The 18,571-nt window shown below is 68.8% G+C and carries 11 protein-coding genes; 4 read left to right on the top strand and 7 right to left on the bottom strand.

Annotated elements, in window-relative coordinates; all coding sequences use genetic code 11:
• Positions 1–2 precede the first annotated feature (2 nt).
• Together trhP and F2Q65_RS03525 are read right to left on the bottom strand one after the other, a co-directional pair.
• A complete protein-coding gene (gene trhP / locus F2Q65_RS03530) occupies positions 3–1,346 on the bottom strand; it encodes a prephenate-dependent tRNA uridine(34) hydroxylase TrhP (RefSeq protein WP_150090474.1) in 1,344 nt (447 codons plus the stop codon).
• A gap of 34 nt (positions 1,347–1,380) precedes the next feature.
• Positions 1,381–2,568 carry a ChaN family lipoprotein gene (locus F2Q65_RS03525; RefSeq protein ID WP_246155947.1) on the bottom strand — a complete coding sequence of 396 codons (1,188 nt, stop codon included), beginning with the start codon at positions 2,566–2,568 and terminating at the stop codon, positions 1,381–1,383.
• A gap of 298 nt (positions 2,569–2,866) precedes the next feature.
• Here F2Q65_RS03525 and F2Q65_RS03520 point away from each other — a divergent pair, with 298 nt between their 5' ends.
• Entirely contained in the window at positions 2,867–5,062 is a 2,196-nt protein-coding gene (locus F2Q65_RS03520; RefSeq protein WP_150090472.1) for a M1 family metallopeptidase, read from the top strand.
• A 29-nt stretch (positions 5,063–5,091) separates the two neighbouring features.
• Here the strand turns inward: F2Q65_RS03520 and F2Q65_RS03515 are convergent, their stop codons facing one another.
• The 4 genes from F2Q65_RS03515 to F2Q65_RS03500 form a co-directional block, all read right to left on the bottom strand.
• Positions 5,092–5,730, bottom strand: a complete 639-nt coding sequence (locus F2Q65_RS03515) for a response regulator (protein WP_150090470.1) — start codon at positions 5,728–5,730, stop codon at positions 5,092–5,094.
• 116 nt (positions 5,731–5,846) lie between these two features.
• Positions 5,847–7,169: a ribonuclease H-like domain-containing protein gene (locus tag F2Q65_RS03510; RefSeq protein ID WP_150090467.1), complete on the bottom strand. Its 1,323-nt coding sequence runs from the start codon at positions 7,167–7,169 to the stop codon at positions 5,847–5,849.
• Between the two features lie 2 nt (positions 7,170–7,171).
• On the bottom strand, positions 7,172–9,733 hold the full coding sequence (locus F2Q65_RS03505) for a DEAD/DEAH box helicase (protein ID WP_150090465.1): 2,562 nt from the start codon (positions 9,731–9,733) through the stop codon (positions 7,172–7,174).
• Between the two features lie 86 nt (positions 9,734–9,819).
• Positions 9,820–12,498: a bifunctional acetate--CoA ligase family protein/GNAT family N-acetyltransferase gene (locus tag F2Q65_RS03500; protein WP_150090463.1), complete on the bottom strand. Its 2,679-nt coding sequence runs from the start codon at positions 12,496–12,498 to the stop codon at positions 9,820–9,822.
• Positions 12,499–12,604: 106 nt separating this feature from the next.
• Here F2Q65_RS03500 and F2Q65_RS03495 point away from each other — a divergent pair, with 106 nt between their 5' ends.
• The 3 genes from F2Q65_RS03495 (at position 12,605) to F2Q65_RS03485 (ending at position 15,965) form a co-directional block, all read left to right on the top strand.
• Positions 12,605–13,537 (top strand): histone deacetylase family protein, encoded by a 933-nt coding sequence (locus F2Q65_RS03495; protein WP_150090462.1) that lies wholly within the window; start codon positions 12,605–12,607, stop codon positions 13,535–13,537.
• A 148-nt stretch (positions 13,538–13,685) separates the two neighbouring features.
• On the top strand, positions 13,686–14,465 hold the full coding sequence (locus tag F2Q65_RS03490; RefSeq protein WP_150090460.1) for a dienelactone hydrolase family protein: 780 nt from the start codon (positions 13,686–13,688) through the stop codon (positions 14,463–14,465).
• Positions 14,466–14,501: 36 nt separating this feature from the next.
• On the top strand, positions 14,502–15,965 hold the full coding sequence (locus F2Q65_RS03485) for a cryptochrome/photolyase family protein (RefSeq protein WP_150090458.1): 1,464 nt from the start codon (positions 14,502–14,504) through the stop codon (positions 15,963–15,965).
• A 277-nt stretch (positions 15,966–16,242) separates the two neighbouring features.
• Here the strand turns inward: F2Q65_RS03485 and F2Q65_RS03480 are convergent, their stop codons facing one another.
• Positions 16,243–18,426, bottom strand: a complete 2,184-nt coding sequence (locus F2Q65_RS03480; protein ID WP_150090456.1) for a malate synthase G — start codon at positions 18,424–18,426, stop codon at positions 16,243–16,245.
• Positions 18,427–18,571: the final 145 nt, after the last annotated feature.

The following is an 18,571-nucleotide window of genomic DNA, read 5'->3' as shown; positions in this document are numbered from 1 at the left end:
GATCAGAGCATCCGCGACAGCAGGCCCAGGGTGGCATCCGCCCTGGGCAGTTCCACCCGCACCCGCCAGCCGGAACCGGGGGCGACGTCGATGCAATTGCCGGCCATGTCCAGCATCCGCCGCAGCCGGAAGCGCGTCGCGCCGGACGGCGTCAGCAGTTCCAGCTCGTCGCCGACGGCGAAGCGGTTCCTGACCTCGATCTCCGCCAGACCGGCATCGCCGCCGCTCACCTCGCCGACGAAGATGCTGCGCTGGTCGCGCGAGGCACCGTCGTCGTAGTTCTGCAATTCCGACGGGGCGTGGCGCCGGTAGAAGCCCTCGGTGTAACCGCGGTTGGCCAGCCCCTCCAGCGCCGCCAGCAGCTCCGGCCGAAACGGACGGCCGGCGGCGGCATCGTCGATGGCCTGGCGGTACACCCAGGTGCTGCGGGCAGCGTAATAGTGGGACTTGGTGCGGCCCTCGATCTTCAGGCAGTCGATGCCCATGGCCGTCAGGCGCTCGACGTGCTCCACCGCCCGCAGATCCTTGGCGTTCATGATGTAGGTGCCGTGCTCGTCCTCGAACACCGGCAGATACTCGCCCGGACGCTGTGCCTCCTCCAGCAGCCAGACCTCGTCTGCGGCCGGATGCCGGGTATCGGCCGGCAGCTGGTCTGGCGGCTGATCCGGTGGCTGATCCGGCGACTGATCCGGCGACTGGGCCTGACCCACCCGGTACTCCCAGCGACAGGCGTTGGTGCAGGTGCCCTGGTTGGCATCGCGTCGGTTGAAATAGCCGGACAGCAGGCAGCGGCCGGAGTAGGCGATGCAAAGCGCACCGTGGACGAAGACCTCGAGCTCCATGTCGGGGCAGGCCTGCCGGATCTCGGCGATCTCCGCCAGCGAGAGCTCCCGCGACAGGATCACCCGCCGGACGCCCTGCTGCTGCCAGAAGCGCACCGCCGCGGCATTGGTGGTATTGGCCTGCACCGACAGGTGCACGTCCAGCTCCGGCCAGCGCTCGCGCACCAGCAGGATCAGACCCGGATCGGCCATGATCAGCGCATCCGGCCCCAGCGCCACCACCGGCGCCATGTCGTCCATGAAGGTCTTCAGCTTGGCGCCGTGCGGCATGACGTTGGCGGCCAGGTAGAAACGCCGCCCCTGCGCGTGGGTGGCGGCGATGCCCGTGGCCAGGGTGGCCAAGTCGAAGTCGTTGTTGCGTACCCGCAGGCTGTAGCGTGGAACCCCGGCATAGACCGCATCGGCGCCGTAGGCCAGCGCATAGCGCAGGTTCTTCAGGGTGCCGGCGGGGGCCAGCAGCTCGGGGCGCGGCTGGTCGCCTGAAGAAGCCGACAGCGCGCTCATGCCGCCCCCCGGCAGGGCCTGGCCGCATCGGCGATCAATGCAGTTCCACCTCAAAGCGCAGCAACTCGGTGCCGCCGAGCAACGACTGGCGCCGGATCTCCACCGGCAGCCGCTGCCCGGGCCGGCTGTCCATCAGTGCGATGCGGATGTCGGCATAGCTCGCGATGGGGCTGTCACCCACGCGCACGATGCGGTCACCCTGCTTGACCCCGGCGTCCTTGGCGCCGCTGGTCTCGGCAAAGGCCTGCACGCCCAGGCCCTCGCCGTCGGGCTCGGTCTCCAGCATCACGCCCAGCAGGCCAGTGCGGGGCAGATCGACCTGGCTGGGATACAGCACGAAGTCGGCCATGGCCGGGTCGAAGGGTCGCCCAGCGCCGCTGACCACGGTGACCGCCGGCACGTCGACGCGGCGCGTCACCCGCGACGGGATGCCGTGGCCGTACTCCACATGCCCCACCCCGGCCAGCACCACCAGGGTCTTGTCCGGATTGCCCTGGAGCCAGTCAGCGGCACGCTCGGCCATGCCCTCGTCCCACAGCAGCTGCACGTCCAGGAACCGCTCGAACGCGGCATCGTCGTCCTTCGGATGCATGTCGAATACCGCCTTGATGCGGCCACGGTAGTGCACGTCGTCGCGATCGATCTCCGCGGGGATGCGCGCCCGCTCGGCCTCGGTCAGCGCGTCAATGCCGCCGTCGCCCACCTTTTCGGTGATCTCGCGCTCGATGTTCAGCGCCACCAGGGGCAGCCCATGTTCGCGCGCGTAGCGCAGGATCGGTCGGTACAGCCGGTAGTCGAAGCGCCAGCGCTCGAAATACTCCGTCTGCCGCAGCAGCTCTGCCTCATCCAGCTCTCCAGCGACATAGGCGTCCAGATAGGGCTGGAATGGCTGCTGGAAGAACTCCATGCCGATGCCCACGGCCTTGCCGCGCTGGTGCAGGCCCTGGATGATCGCCAGCTGATTCAGGTGATCCTCGTAGGCGTCGTGACTCTCGCCCACGAAGACCACGCGCCGATCGGCGATGCGCTCCAGCAAGGCATCCAGCCCGGTGATGGTGGCGGAATCGATCACCGCCGTCTGCGGGCTCGGCAGCGCGTCGGCCTGGTCCGCCTGGTCTGCTGGAGCCGCTGCGGCCGGCGGCGTCGACTCCGCCGGTGCCGTGGCCGGTTCTGCGTCGTCCGCCAGCGCCGGCATGCCCCACAGGCATAGCAGCAACGGCAAGAGCGCCCGGCCGGCGACGGGAGAAAACCTGCTTGTGTTGTCTGAAATCAATGGAGGCCCCGCTGAGATTGTTGAACCCTGATCCAGTGAGACGCTGATTTATTGGCCTCCTGGCCAAAAATCAGCACGCGATTCGAAAATGCGATTTCCGAATCGCTTCAATTTCAGCGGCTTCCGCCGCTAAAATTGGCGGGGCCTCCTGCCCCGCATGGGAAATGCTGAATTGATCAGCATTTACCTAGATGATGGGGTCATCCAAGACCAATTCCCCACCCGCCCCATGATCCGTCCAAAAGTGATGTCCCGACACGGTCTGAAGCCCCTCCTCCGCCCTTGGCTGCTGGTCTGCCTGGTGCTGCCAGCCGTACTGATGGCCGCGCTGCCCGCCATTTCCCTGGCGGCCCCGACGGCCCGGGCCGACGACGACGCCATCGTCACCCATCGACTCCAGGCGCGCCTCGTGCCGGAGACCGGCCACATCAGCGTCACCGACATCCTGACCCTGCCGGCCGATGTCGGACAGGTGGTGTTCTGGCTGCACGAGGGCCTGCGCCCCGAGGTGATCTCCGGCAACGCCGTGCTGGAGCGCATCGGTCACACTGGCCACCTGGAGCGCTTTCGCCTCAGCCGCAAGGGCTCCGACCCCGTCAGCCTGCGCTATGCCGGCAGCATCCGGCATCCCATGCAGACGGTGCGCGAGGGCATGGGCCGCAGCCGCATGCAGTCCATCGGCACCATCGAGCCGGACGGCGTCTATCTCAACGGCTACAGCGGCTGGTATCCGCGCATCGACGACACCCTGCTGCGCTTCACGCTGGACCTGTGCCTGCCGCCGGGCTGGCTCGCCGTGTCACAGGGCGCCGGACCCGTGCTGAACGGCAACGCCGGCGAGGCCTGCATGCAATGGCAAGAGGCGCTGCCCCAGGACCAGATCCACCTCAGCGCCGGCCGCTTCAAGCTCTACCGCCGGCCCACCGCCCATGGCGAGGCGCAGGTCTACCTGCGGCTGCCGGACGACGCCCTGGCGGCACGCTACCTGGACGCCACCGCCACCTATCTGGACCGCTACAGCGGGCTCATCGGCCCCTACCCCTACGCCAAGTTCGCGCTGGTGGAAAACTTCTGGGAGACCGGCTACGGCATGCCGTCCTTCACCCTGCTGGGCTCGCGCGTGCTGCGGCTGCCATTCATCCTGCACACCTCCTACCCCCACGAGATCCTGCACAACTGGTGGGGCAACAGCGTCTACATCGACTACGCATCCGGCAACTGGAGCGAGGGCCTCACCGCCTACCTGGCGGACCACCTGAACCAGGAGCTCGACGGGCGCGGTGCGGACTACCGGCGCGACCAGCTCAAGGCCTACGCCGACTATGTGGACGGCGACGCCGACTTTCCGCTGACCGCCTTCCGCGGCCGTCATGGCACCGCCTCACAGGCGGTGGGCTATGGCAAGATGCTGATGACCACCCACATGTTGCGCACCTTGCTGGGCGATGAGACCTTTCGCGCCGGCCTGCAGCGGTTCTATGCCGACAACCGGTTCCGCGTTGCCTCGCTCGACGACCTGCAGCAGGCGTTCGAGTCCGTCAGCAATCGCGATCTGCAACCGTTCTTCGATGCCTGGACCCGACGCACCGGCGCGGCGGAGCTCAGCCTGGTCGAGGTGCAGTCCAGGCCCAGGCCCGACGGCTCCCACCAGGTCAGCGGGCGCATCGAGCAGACCCAGCCGGGCCCTGCCCTGCCCATGGCCGTGCCCGTTGTCGCCCATGCCGACGGCGGCCAGGTCGAGGTCAGCACGGTGGAGCTCGACGACGGCCAGGGGACCTTCACGCTGGATCTGCCGTCGGCGCCCGTGCGCGTGGCCGTCGACCCCCGCTTCGAGACCTTTCGGCGGCTTTCTGCGGCAGAATCGCCGGTGGCCCTGAGCAACCTGTTTGGCGCCGACGGCGGCCTGATCCTGCTGCCGGCGGCGGCCCCGGCCGCCCTGCGCGACGGCTACCTGGCGCTGGCGCGGGCCTGGCTGCAGGGCCGGACGGGCTGGACCACGGCGCTGGACACCGAGCTGCAGGCCTTGCCCACTGACCGGCCGGTCTGGCTGCTCGGCTGGGAGAACCGCTTCCTGCCCGAACTGGCCGCCGCCAACCCAGCCATCGCGCTGAACCCGCCACAACGGCAGGTGGTGCTGGCAGGCGAAACCCTCGGCACCAGCGCTCAGCAGGACGCCAACGGCGCAGCCAGCCTGGTGCTGACCGCCTGGCGCGACCGGCAGGCGCTGGGCTGGGTAGCCACATCAACGCCCGAGGCCCTGCCCGGGCTGGCGCGCAAGCTGCCTCACTACGGCAAATACGGCTATCTGGCCTTCCGGGGCAAGGCGCCGGACATCCAGCGCAAGGGCCAGTGGCCAACCAACGACTCGCCGCTGATGCACTGGTTCACCAACGCGCGCCCCGCGCTGCCGCTCCCCCCGCGCGAACCCGTCTGGCAGCCCTGATCTGGACCCGCCACACGCCTCCGCCCTGCCTACTCCTGAGTCGCCGGGAGATCCCCGGCGCCATGCAGCGTGACGGCGTACTTCATCAGTTCCGTCTGGCACTGCAGGCCGAGCTTGATCATCATGCGCCTGCGGTAGGTGTCCACGGTCTTGGTGCTGATCCCCATGGCCTGGGCCACCTCGCGCGCCGGCTTGCCCGCGCCCAGTTCCTTCAGCACCAGCCGCTCGCGCCGCGACAGGCTGCGCTTCTCCGTACCGTTAGCGAGCCGGGTCGGCGGCGGCAACTCCGGCAGGCGCATCTCACCGGCCATCGCCGCGCGGATGGTCGCCGCCAGTTCGGTGACAGACTGCTCCTTCTGCACATAACCGCATACCCCGGCCGCCATCATCTGCGACACGAACGGCCATTCGCCCTGGGCGGACAAGGCGATGACCCGGGTCTTCGGCAGTGACTTGACGATCTGCGCAGCGGCATCGATACCGCTGAGTCGCGGCATGCAGATGTCCATCAGCACCACATCCGGCTTCCATGCATGGGCCAGGGTCACCGCCTCCTCGCCATCGCTGGCGAAGGCGACCACCTCGATATCCGCCTCCTGCGCCAACAGCGCACCCAGTCCATCGCGCACCATGCGATGATCATCCACCAGCAAGACCTTGATCTTCATCGTCCCCCCCGTTGATAGTACACGCGCCTGCACCGCGCGGAGCGGCACCGTGCGTGGATGTGGCGATTATATACCCGCCTTGTGGGGATGTCGGGATTTCACGGCTGGATAGAGGACTACAACAGCGGCAACGAGACCTGATGGCGCACTTTCTTGCCCAGCCTGTCGCAGCGGCGCGTCCGCTCCGGTCCGGCCGGCAAGCGCCGGGCGAACACCATCGCCTGCCGAGGATCGTGCTGGCGATGCTCGTAGTACTTGGCCAAGGCCTCCAGCGCCGCAGGTTCATCCGCCGCCGCCAGTCGGTTCCACAGCGACAACGCCTGCGGCCACAACCCACTGCGCCGATACAGCGTCGCCAACAGCAGCAGATCCGCCGAGGGCAGGGTCGGCGCGGCAGACTGCAGCAAGATGCGGGCGCCCACGGCGTCGCCGCGCTGTAGCCGCCCCCGGGCAATGGCGCCAACATCCGCGCCGTGCGCCGCCGGCTCCTGTTCCACCCGGACCAGGGCCGGCACCAGCGCCGCCAGCGAGATCAGGTCGAGCCGATTATGGCGCAACACCGCACCAAGCCGGCCGCCGTCGCCCCGGCGCAGCCAGTCCAGCCAGGCCGCCGGGGCCTCGGCGCCGGGCATGTCATCAATACGTGTAAAACCCAGCAGGCGCTGCTCGACGCTGGACAGCCGACAATCCGGCCAGCAACGGGCGAAGGACCGACGCACCGGATACAGCAGATCGAGGTGGGCGATGGCATCCAGCGCCGGCACGGGCGTGTCGGGCCCGGCGGCGAGGCGAAAGCGGGTGGTCAGCAGCGGCAGGTCGAAGCCCTTGCCGTTGTAACTGATCAGCAGGCTGGTCTGGACGAGTTCCTCCGCCAGCAACCGTAGCATCGACGCCTCTGCGTCCAGCCGCGTCAGCAGCCATTGCCGCAGCAACAGAGCATCACCGCACAGGCGGGCGATGCCACAGACGAACACCCAGGTGCCGGTGCCGCCGGCCAGCCCGCTGGTCTCGGTGTCGATGAAGGCCCAGGTCGCCGGGCTTGTCGTTGCCAGACTTGCTGCCGTGGTTGCTGCCGGAGCCGTTGAGGAACCCTGCGCCGAATCCGCTGCCGGGGCCAGCAGATAGGGCATCGCCGCCGCGCAGTCTTTCAGCCCGCAGCGGCCATGGCGACGCACCAGGGGCCAGCGGCGCTGAAGCCGCAGCACGCCGGGCGCGACGATCTCGGCGCCCAGGGCGTCCGCCAGGGCCGATTCGTCCGGCGCTTGCCGCGAGGGCGTACGGCGGCGAACGGGGTCCAGACAGCGCAGCCGCTCGGCCAGGGACGGACGCGCACCAGCGTCGGACCCTTCGCTTTCCGCTCCGCCGGGAGGCCCCTCGGGCGCCGGCGGCTCCGGGCTGGCGGAGCGCAACCGCCGTAATCGATCAGACAGGCTCGCCATGGCTAATGCGTCGTCGAGTCCCCATTCTGCCCGCCGGCCGCCGGCATCGGGCGAGCCTCATCCGCCGGCCCGTTGTCGCGGTCAGCAGCGGGGGCGCGCAACAACCCCAACACCGTCAGCGCCATGGCCTTCGGGCCCTGGTTCGGGCCCCGGTTCCGATCGTGGGCGGGCTGCTCGTCGCCGGACAGCACCGGACCGACGCAGGCCGGACAACCGGCGGTGCAGGCGCAGGCCGAGACCAGACCGATGGCATCCTGCACCAGCTCGGGTGCCGCATCGAACAAGGGCCCGGACAGGCCGACGCCGCCCGGGTAGTTGTCGTACAGGAACAGCGTCGGCTGGAATCGATCAGCCGCCGGGGCGCCCATGTCCAGGGGCTCGTTGTCGGGTCCACGCAACTGGCCGCGACCATCGTTGCCAACCACGGCGAACCAGCTGCCCTGCCCGTCGCCGACGGCACGGCCCAGGTCCGGGATCTCGGCCATGACGCGCAGCGCAGCCACATGGTGCAGCGCATAGGCGGCGCCAAGGAAGCCTTCGATGGCCCGCTCCCGGTTCGGCAGCGCCTGCTCCAGCGCCTGCGGATGCACCTGCCACCAGACCGCCGTGGTGTGCATCTCCTGATCCGGCAGGTCGATGTTGCCATAGCCGATGTTGTCGTGGCTGTAGTAGCGGATCTTCTTGTAGCCCGGATAACGGCGCACCAGGTGCACCTCGCCCTGGGCCACCGCGGCGCGGGCCCTGGCCGGGGCCTCGGCACCCGGTTCGGCACCCAGCGGGCGGCGCTCGAAGCGCTCGAGGATCTTGAGCCTGGTGTAGTCGATGGCGTCGGTGTAGTAGTCGGCGCGGGTCTTGCGCACGAAGGCCTTGCGCCCGACCCAGTCCAGCCGCTCCACCTGGTAGGGCTGTGACTGGACCATGTAGATGGCGCCCTCATACAGGGTGCCGGGGGCGCTCGAGTAGTCCACCTCGGCAATGATGGTCTGCCTGCCCTCGCCGATGTCGATGACGACGAAGTTGCCCTCCGCCACCGAGCGCAGCGACACGGCATTGGCCGGATAGCTGTCCGCCACCCAGAACCAGCGCCCGCCCTGGCGCTGCAGCACGCCCTCGTCGCGCAGATAGGCCAGCATCTCGGCGATGTCCTCTCGGCAATCGGCGCCAAAGCCCTCGCCGTCCTGGAACGGCAGCTCGAAGGCGGCGCAGCGCACATGGTCCATCAGGATCAGCAGCTGATCGGGATGGATGCGCGCATGCTCCGGCGAGGCGCCGAGAAAGAACTCCGGATGCCGCACCATGTACTGGTCCAGCGGATCGCTGGTGGCCACCAGCACGCCCAGGCTGGGCCGGTTACGCCGCCCGGCGCGACCGAGCCGCTGCCAGGTGGCAGCGATGGTGCCCGGGTAGCCGTTCAGCACCGCGACGTCCAGGGCGCCGATGTCCACGCCGAGCTCCAGCGCCGAGGTGCTCACCACGCAGTCCACGCGCCCGGCCCGCAGGGCGCGCTCGGTGGCACGGCGCTCGCTGGGCAGGTAGCCGCCGCGGTAGGCCAGCACCCGCGGCGGCCGGCGCGGATCGCGGTCGAAGACGTCTTTGAGGTACTTGGTGATCACCTCCACCATGAGCCGCGAGCGCGCGAAGACGATGTTCTTGAGCCCGGCCTTGGTGGCGGCGCGGGCGATGCGCGTGGTCTGGGAGCGGGCCGAGGCACGGATGCCGAGATCGGGGTCGATGACCGGCGGATTCCAGAGCAGCAGATGCCTCGCCCCGCGCGGTGCCCCGCTGTCGGTCACCGCGGCGACGGGCTCGCCCACCAGCCGGGAGGCCAGCTCCGCCGGATTGGCGATGGTGGCCGAGGCGAAGATGAAGCGCGGCGCGGCGCCATAGAAGCGGCAGATGCGCTGCAGGCGCCGGAAGACATTGGCCACATGCGAGCCGAAGACGCCGCGGTAGCTGTGCAGCTCGTCGACAACGATGAAGGCCAGCGACTCGAAGAACTGCGCCCACTTGGTGTGGTGCGGCAGGATGGCCTGGTGCAGCATGTCCGGGTTGGACAGCACGATGTCGCCGCGGGTGCGCACCGCCTTGCGCGCGTCGCCGGGCGTGTCGCCGTCGAAGGTGAAGGCCTTGATGCCGAGACCGCCGTCCCCGGCCCCCGGCCAGTGATTCAGCTCTGTGAGCTCGGCCACCTGGTCCTGGGCCAGGGCCTTGGTGGGGAACAGATAGAGCGCCTTGGCGCCGCGGCTCAGCACCGCGTCGATCACGGGCAGGTTGTAGCAGAGCGTCTTGCCGGATGCCGTCGGCGTGGCCGCCACCAGATGGCGGCCCTCCCGCGCCAGGTCCCAGGCGGCGCGCTGATGGCTGTAGAGCCGGTTCAGCCCGCGCGCCATCAAGGCCTCACGCAGCCGCGGATGCAGGTCGTCCGGCAGCGGCGCAAACCGCGCCGGCAGGGCCGGCATCGCCAGTTCACCGGTGATGCGCCCGCTGTACCGGCGCCGGAATCCCGACAGCAACCGCTCCACACCCGCGCCCTCGCGCCCGCTTTGCGCCGTCTCCCCCGTCATCCTGCACCCCCGGTTTTCAACTGCATCGCAGTCTAGCACCGGGGTGGCTCATTTCCTGAGCCCGCCGCAGCCGGATCGGCGAACAGCTACAGCACCGCGGACACCAGCTTGATGCTTGGATCGTGCCGGTCGGTCTCGATGCGGAAGCCCAGTGACTTCATCAGCGCCAGCATGCGGTGATTGGCGGTCAGCACCTCCCCTTCCATGATGCGCAGGCCCTTGTTGCGCGCGTTCTGCATCAGCGAGCGCATCAGGCGGGCGCCAATGCCGCGGCCGCTGCTGGCGTCGGAGACGACGATGGCGAACTCGCAGGTGTCGCCGCCGGGACGCGACATATAGCGGGCGACCCCCACCTCGGTCTCCTGGCCGCCGTCCTCGATGACCCCGACCAGCGCCATCTCGCGGTCGTAGTCGATCTGGGTGAAGCGCACCAGCATCTCCGGCGTCAATTCCTTGATCGCCTGCATGAAGCGGAAATACTTGGTCTGCTCCGACAGCCCGCGCACGAAGCTCTGCTCCAGTTCAGCGTCCTCCGGCCGAATCGGGCGAATGATCAGATCGGTGCCGTCGGGCAGCGGCACCCGCTCGATCAGGTGCTGCGGGTAGGGGTGAATGGCCATGTGACCGTACAGCGACTGCTGTGGCGGCCGATAGGCCACGCGGATGCGGGCATCCACGGCAATGACCTCCAGGTCGTTGCCGATCAGCGGGTTGATCTCCATCTCCAGGATCTCCGGCAGCTCGCACACCATCTCCGAGACCCGCTGCAGGATGCGCGACAGGGCCTGGCGGTTCATCGGCGGCATGTGGCTGAAGGCCCCCATCAGGCGCGCCACCCGGGTGTGCTCGATCATGGTCTGGATGATGAAGGCGTTCAGCGGCGGCAGCCCCAGCGCCCGGTCGCCGAGCACCTCCATGTCGGTGCCGCCGGCGCCAAAGCTGATCACCGGGCCGAAGATGGGATCGCGCGCCACGCCCACCATCAGCTCGCGCGCCGCCCGCGTCGGCACCATGTGCTCCACTGTCACGCCGTCGATGCGCGCCTCCGGACGCAACCGCCCGGCGCGCTCCACCAGCTCGGTGTAGGCGCGACGGATGGTCTGGGCATCATTCAGCCCCAGCCGCACGCCATCCACGTCGGACTTGTGCAGGATGTCCGGCGAGCTGATCTTCATCACCACCGGAAAGCCCAGCGCCTGGGCCGCCATCAGGGCCTCGTTGGGGCTGCGCGACAGCACCGCCTGGGTGGTGGGGATGCGGAAGGCCGACAGGATGGCCTTGGCCTCGATGGTGCCGAGGATCTTGCGCCCCTCCGCCATGACGCCCTCGATGATCAGCCGCGCCCCTTCGACGTCCGGCGTGAGCTGCTGGGACAAGGGCCCCGGCGATTGCACCAGCAGGCCCTGATTGCGGCGGTGCTGCGCCAGGTAGGAGATGGCGTCGATGACCAGATCCGGCGAATCCAGGTGCGGGATGCCGTGCTGGGAAAACAGCGCATGGGCCTCGGCGACGCGGTCCTCGCCCATCCAGCAGGTGAGCACCGGCTTGCGCGATTTCTTTGCCGCCTCGATCACCTGCTCGGCCACCGCCGTCGGTTGCCAGGTGGCCATGGGCGACAGCAGCACCAGCAGGCAGTCCACGTTCTCGTCCGCGAGGCAGGCGTCGACGGCGGCGCGGTAACGCTCCGCCGAGGCATCGCCGATCACGTCCACCGGATTGCCATGGGACCAGTGCGCCGGCAACGCCTTGCTCAGCACCTCGCGGGTCTGGTCGGTGAACTGCGCCAGCGCCAGGCCCTGTTCGACGGCACGGTCCGCCGCCAACACCCCCGGCCCGCCGCCGTTGGTGACGATGGCCAGCCGGTTGCCGGCAAAGGGCCGGCCGGCGCCGAACACCTGGGCCGCCGCGAACAACTGCCACAGGCGCTCGACGATGACGCCGCCGCTGCGTTCCATGGCCGCGCTGAACACCTCCATCTCGCCGACGAAGGCGCCGGTGTGGGACATGGCCGCCCGCGACCCCGCCGGATGCCGGCCGCCCTTGACCACGATCACCGGCTTCAGCCGCGCCGCCGCCCGCAGTCCGCTCATGAAGCGGCGTGCGTCGCGGATGCCCTCCACGTACAGCAGGATGCTCTGGGTCTGGGAGTCCAGCGCCAGATAATCCAGCACGTCGCCGAAGTCCACGTCCGCCGCCGCGCCCATGGACACCACCGTCGAGAACCCCACATTGCGCGGCGCTGCCCAGTCCAGCATGGCGGCACAGATGGCGCCGGATTGCGACACCAGCGCGACATTGCCGCGCTTCGGCATGGCGTTGTGGAAGCTGGCATTGAGGCCATGGGACGGGCGCATCACCCCCAGGCAGTTCGGTCCGAGCACGCGGATGCGATTGCGCCGGGCTGCCTCCACCAGCCGCTCCTGCAGCACGGAGCCGCGCTCGCCGTGCTCGGCAAAGCCCGCCGAGTGGATCACTGCGGCGCGCACGCCATAGTCGCCGCACTGGTCCAGGATGCCCGCGACATGCTGCGCCGGGGTGGCGATCAGCGCCAGGTCGATGTGCTTGTCCAGCGCCGCCAGATCCTTGTAGCAGGGGCGGCCGGCCACCTCGTCGTACTTCGGATTGATGGCGTAGCATTGTCCCTTGAAGTCCGCCGCCAGCAAGTTGCGGTAGACCATGCCGGCCACCGACCCCTCGCCGTCGCTGGCGCCGAACACGGCGACATTATCCGGCACGAACAATTGATCGACATCGGTGAGACGCATCGCAATGAAACCTCGACAGACTTGACGGTTGGGCGGCCCCGGCTCGCCGGGGCATTTGACAGCAATGGCTGAAGCTTGGATATTGGCGAAAAACAGGGGGACCGCGATGAACCTAGCCTACATCTCACACCAGGCCTGCCACGAACACAAGATGGGCGCGCACCATGTGGAGGTGCCCGAGCGGCTGCACGCCATCAGTGATCGCATGATTGCCTCCGGCATCGAGATGCTGGTGACCCATTATGACGCACCCAAGGCCACCCGCGAGCAGCTACTGCGCGCCCACGACGCAGATTACGTGGACATGATCTTCGCCAGCGCCCCGAGCGCCGCGGACACCCTGTCCTGGGTCGATGGCGACACCGCCATGTGCATCGGTACCCTCGACGCGGCCCTGCATGCCGCCGGTGCCGCCACGCTGGCGGTGGATCTGGTGATGGGCGACAAGCATCACGCCGCCTTCTGCGCCGTGCGCCCGCCGGGCCACCACGCCGAACGCCATGCGGCCATGGGCTTCTGCTTCTTCAACAACGTGGCCATTGGCGCCTTCCACGCCATGGACCGGTACGGCATCGAGCGCATCGCCATCATCGACTTCGACGTGCATCACGGCAATGGCACCGAAGATATCTTCGCCGGCAACGAGCATGTCCTGTTCTGCTCCAGCTTCCAGTATCCGTTCTATCCCGGCGGCAGCGCCGAACCCAAGGGCCCCAACATCATCAATACGCCGTTGCCATCGCGCACCGACGGGACCGCCTTCCGCGCCGCCATCGAGCGGGACTGGCTGCCGCGACTGGAGGCCTTCGCGCCGCAACTGGTGATGGTCTCCGCCGGCTTCGACGGCCACGCCGAGGACGACATGGCCCACTTCAATCTGCGCGAGGCGGATTACGCCTGGATCACCAAGCAGTTGCACGATCTGGCCGAGCGTCACGCCGGCGGACGCATCGTCTCCTGTCTGGAAGGCGGCTACAACCTCTCGGCCTTGGGACGCTGCGTCAGCACCCATATTGACGAGTTGATCGGCCATGCCTGATTGGCGGCCTGCTGCCGGGCTGGCTCTGAGACTGGCTCAGTGACAGTCAGGCAACCGGCCTTCAGACCGCATTGCTGCGCTGCAGCATAGAAGGTCCCGAATCAAATCACAAGGCGCGCTCAAGCCCCCAATGCCCGAGGAGACCCGCATGCAGATCCTTGCACCCGCTGCCCTGTTCGCCGCACTGTTGATTCCGGCCGCCGCCGGCGCCGCAATCCAGACCGAGACCGTTGAATACAGCCACGGCGACAGCACGCTGAAGGGCCACCTGGTCTATGACGACAGCATCGAGGGCAAGCGCCCCGGCGTCATCGTCGCCCACGAGTGGTGGGGGCTGAACGACTACGCCAGGCAGCGCGCCCGCATGCTGGCGGAACTGGGCTACGTTGCCTTCGCCATCGACATGTACGGCGACCAGCGGGTGACCCGCCACGCCCCGGACGCCAAGGGCTGGATGCAGCAGATCACCGCCAACGTCGAGGACTGGCGGGCGCGGGCCCTGGCCGGACTGGAGGCTCTGAAGGCCGACCCGCGCGTGGACACCGACAAACTCGCCGCCGTCGGCTACTGCTTCGGCGGTGCCACGGTGCTGCAGATGGCCTATGCCGGCGCCAACCTCGACGGCGTGGTCAGCCTGCACGGCTCACTGCCGCCGGCGCCGGAAGACAGCGACATCAAGGCCAGCATCCTGGCCGCCCACGGCTTCGAGGACCCCTTCGTGCCGGCGGAGCGAGTCGCCGCCTTCCAGCAATCCCTGCAGACAGCGGGCGCCGACTGGCAACTGGTGGTCTATAGTGATGCCCGCCATGCCTTCACCAACCCTGCCGCCGGCGATTACGGCATCGATGCCCTGCGCTACGACGCCGAGGCGGACAGCCGCTCCTGGGCCCAGATGCAGGGCTTCTTCGATCAGATCTTCAGCGACTGATCGCCGCCGGCACCGGCCTGCTGCCCGCCCAGCCCCATGCCCGACACCGCCATCCTCTGGCTGCGCCGCGACCTGCGCCTGACCGACAACCCGGCCCTGTCCGAGGCCCTGGCGCGGTGCGAGCGCGTCGTCCCGGTCTACATCCATGCGCCGCATGAAGAGGCACCCTGGGAGCCCGGGGCGGCATCGTGCTGGTGGCTGCACCACAGCCTGTCGGCCCTGGCCAAGGACCTGGCGGGGCTCGGCTCCCGACTGATCATTGCCCGCGGCGACAGCCTTGCTACCCTGCGCGGCCTGATCGGGCAGACTGGCGCGACGCACTGCCTGTGGAACCGCCTCTACGACCCGGCCACCATCCGCCGCGACACCGCCGTCAAACAGGCCCTGCGGGCGGACGGCATCGCCTGCGACAGCTTCAACGCGGCCATGCTGCTGGAGCCCTGGCAGGTGCAGACCGGCGCCGGCGCGCCCTACCGGGTGTTCACGCCCTACTGGCGCCGCTGCGTCGGCCAGCTCGACCAGGTCGGTCGGCCGCTGCCGAGACCGGACGCCCTGCCGCCGGTGGCGGCAGACATCCCATCCCTGGGCGTGGATGCCCTGGGGCTGCTGCCCAGGATCCGGTGGGACGCAGGGCTTGACGCCACCTGGCAACCCGGCGAGGCCGGCGCCGCGGCGCGGCTGCGGGCCTTTCTGGCCGGCCCCGTGCACGGGTACCGCGAGGGCCGAGACCTGCCCGCGGAACACGGCACCTCGATGCTGTCGCCCCATCTGCATTGGGGCGAGATCGGACCGCGGCAGCTGCTGGCGACAATCGGCGGGGCACAGGACGGCGGCGCGAACGACCGGCGCGACAGCGAGGACGACCGCGCGCATTACCTGCGCGAACTGGGCTGGCGCGACTTCAGCCTGCAACTGCTGTATCACTTTCCGCAGACCACCGACGCGCCGCTGGACCCCAAGTTCAGCTCCTTCCCGTGGCGCGACGATCCGCAAGACGCGCTGCTGCGGGCCTGGCAGCAGGGCCGCACCGGCATCCCCATCGTCGATGCCGGCATGCGCGAGCTCTGGCACACCGGCTGGATGCACAACCGCGTGCGCATGATCGTGGCGTCGCTGCTGACCAAGAACCTGCGGCTGTCGTGGCAACAGGGCGCGCGCTGGTTCTGGGACACCCTGGTGGACGCCGATCTGGCCAGCAACACCCAGGGCTGGCAATGGAGCGCCGGCAGCGGCGCCGATGCGGCGCCCTACTTTCGCATCTTCAATCCCGTGCGCCAGGGCGAGCGCTTCGACCCGAAGGGCCGCTACGTGCGTCGCTGGTGCCCGGAGCTGAACCGGCTGCCGGACAAGTTCATCCATCAGCCGTGGGAGGCGCCGACCGCCCTGCTGCAGCCCTGCGGCGTCCGCCTCGGCACGGACTACCCGCTGCCGGTGGTCGACCTCAAGGGCTCCCGTGCAGAGGCCCTCGCCGCCTACGATCAGATCAAGCAAGGAACCTAAGCCGACCCGGCTTGAGTGGGTTGGGTGTCGGCGCTCTGGGGTCTCGATCGCAGGGATGCGATCGTGAAGCCTACATGGATGTATTCACGGCGCCCCCAGACCGCCTACACCCAACCCACGAAAACCGAAAGCTCATTCGCAACAGCTATAGCGAGGCGCGCCGATGCGGCCATGTCCGCCGGCCAGAGCCGGAAACACGGGGGCCGGAAACGCGGGGGCCGGCAAGTCAGCGGTGAACGGCGTGCCCGGGCAGCCGGGCACGCCGTCACCGCAACACTCAGCCCTGCGCCTTGCGCTCGCGGCGGCGGCGGTGCAGGGCCGGCTCGGTGTAGCCGTTGGGCTCATCGCGGCCGTTGAAGATCAGGTCGCACGCGGCCTGGAAGGCGACGCCGTCGAACCCGGGGGCCATCGGCCGGTAGAGAGGGTCCGCGGCATTCTGGCGATCAACCACCTCGGCCATGCGCCTGAGGCTGGCCATGACCTGGTCCCGCTGGACAACGCCGTGGTGCAGCCAGTTGGCGATGTGCTGGCTGGAGATGCGCAGGGTGGCGCGGTCTTCCATCAGGCCAACGTCGGTGATGTCCGGCACCTTGGAGCAGCCGATGCCCTGGTCGATCCAGCGCACCACGTAGCCGAGAATGCCCTGGCAGTTGTTGTCCAGTTCCTGCTGGATGTCCTGCGCCGACCAGCCCGCCACGGCCTCCGGCGCCGCCACCGGGATGGTCAGAATGGCCTCCAGGGTGGCGCGACGGCCGCCCGCCAGCAGTTCCGCCTGACGCGCGGCCACATCCACCTGGTGGTAGTGCATGGCGTGCAGGGTCGCGCCGGTGGGCGACGGCACCCAGGCGCAGCTGGCACCGGCCTGGGGATGGGCGGCCTTGGCCTCGATCATGGCGCGCATCTCGTCCGGCGCCGTCCACATGCCCTTGCCAATCTGGGCATGCCCGCGCAGCCCGCAGGTCAGACCGACATCGACGTTCCAGTCCTCGTAGGCCAGCAGCCAGGGAGCGGTCTTCATGGCGCCCTTGCGCAGCATCGGGCCGGCCTCCATGCTCGTGTGCATCTCGTCGCCGGTCCGATCAAGAAAGCCGGTATTGATGAAGATCACCCGCTCACTGGCGCGGCGGATGCACTCCTTCAGGTTCACCGTGGTGCGCCGTTCCTCGTCCATGATACCGATCTTGAGGGTATTGCGCGGCAGACCCAGGGCGTCCTCGATGCGGGCGAACAGATCCACCGCCAGCTGCACCTCGTCCGGGCCGTGCATCTTGGGCTTGACGATGTAGACGCTGCCGGTGCGGCTGTTGCGCAAAGCGCCCAGACCGTTCAGGTCGTGCATGGCCGCCAGCACGGTCACCATGCCGTCGAGGATGCCCTCCGGGATCTCGGCACCGTCGGCAGTCAGCACCGCGTCGGTGGTCATCAGGTGGCCGACGTTGCGCACCAGCATCAGGCTGCGACCGGGCAGGTTCAGTGTGCCGCCGTCGGCGGCCGTGTAGACGCGGTCGGCGTTCAGCCGGCGCTCGCGGGTCGCGCCGTCCTTGCTGAAGCTGGCGGTCAGGTCGCCGCGCATCAGCCCGAGCCAGTTGCGGTAGACCACCACCTTGTCTTCGGCGTCGACGGCGGCCACCGAGTCCTCACAATCCTGGATCGCCGTCACCGCTGCCTCCAGCACCAGGTCCCTGACCCCGGACGGACTGGTGCTGCCGATGGGATGGTCACGATCCACCAGCAGTTCCACGTGCAGGCCGTGGTGCCGCAGCAGGATCGCCGTCGGCGCGTCGGCTGCCCCCTGATAACCGACGAACTGGGCCGGATCCGCCAGCCCGAGCGCGGTGCCGTCCATCGCCTCGGCCACCAAGGCGCCGCCCGCCACACGATAGGCGCTGACCCGGGCATGAGATCCCCCGTCGGTCAGCGGCAGATGCAGGTCCAGGAACTCGTTTGCATAGGCCACCACCCGTGCGCCCCGCACCGGGTTGAAACCCGCCGTCCGCTCGGCACCATCGTCCTCGGCAATGGCGTCGCAGCCGTAGAGGGCGTCATACAGGCTGCCCCAGCGGGCATTGGCCGCGTTGAGGGCGTAGCGGGCGTTGTTCACCGGTACCACCAATTGCGGGCCGGCCACGCTGGCGATCTCCGGATCCACATCGGCCGTGGTCACGGTGAAGTCCGGACCCTCGGGCTCGAGATAGCCGATCCCGGTCAGAAAATCGCGGTAGGCCGGCAAGTCGAACGGCTGGCCGCGATGGCCCCGGTGCCATTGGTCGATCTGCGCCTGCAGCGCGTCGCGCCGCTCAAGCAGCGCACGGGTGCGCGGCCCGAGTTCGGCAACGATATCCGCCAGCGCGGCCCAGAAGGCCTCCGCGGTCACGCCGGTGCCCGGCGCGATCTCATCCGCCACCAGATCATACAGGGGTCTGGCGACCTGCAGACCGCCCACTTCCACGTATCGAGACATGATTCAGTTACTCCATCCACGCTTGTCATGATATGCGGCCGATCACCGGCCTGATCGCCACTCTAGAGGGACGCTGATTTATTGGCCTCCTGGCTATAAATGGCGAGGCATCCTGCCCCGCAGGGAAAATGCTGAAAGGACCAAC

Origin of the sequence: Thiohalocapsa marina (assembly GCF_008632335.1) — a bacterium.
Classification (GTDB): Bacteria; Pseudomonadota; Gammaproteobacteria; order Chromatiales; family Chromatiaceae; genus Thiohalocapsa; species Thiohalocapsa marina.
This window is presented reverse-complemented; position numbering and strand designations above follow the sequence as displayed.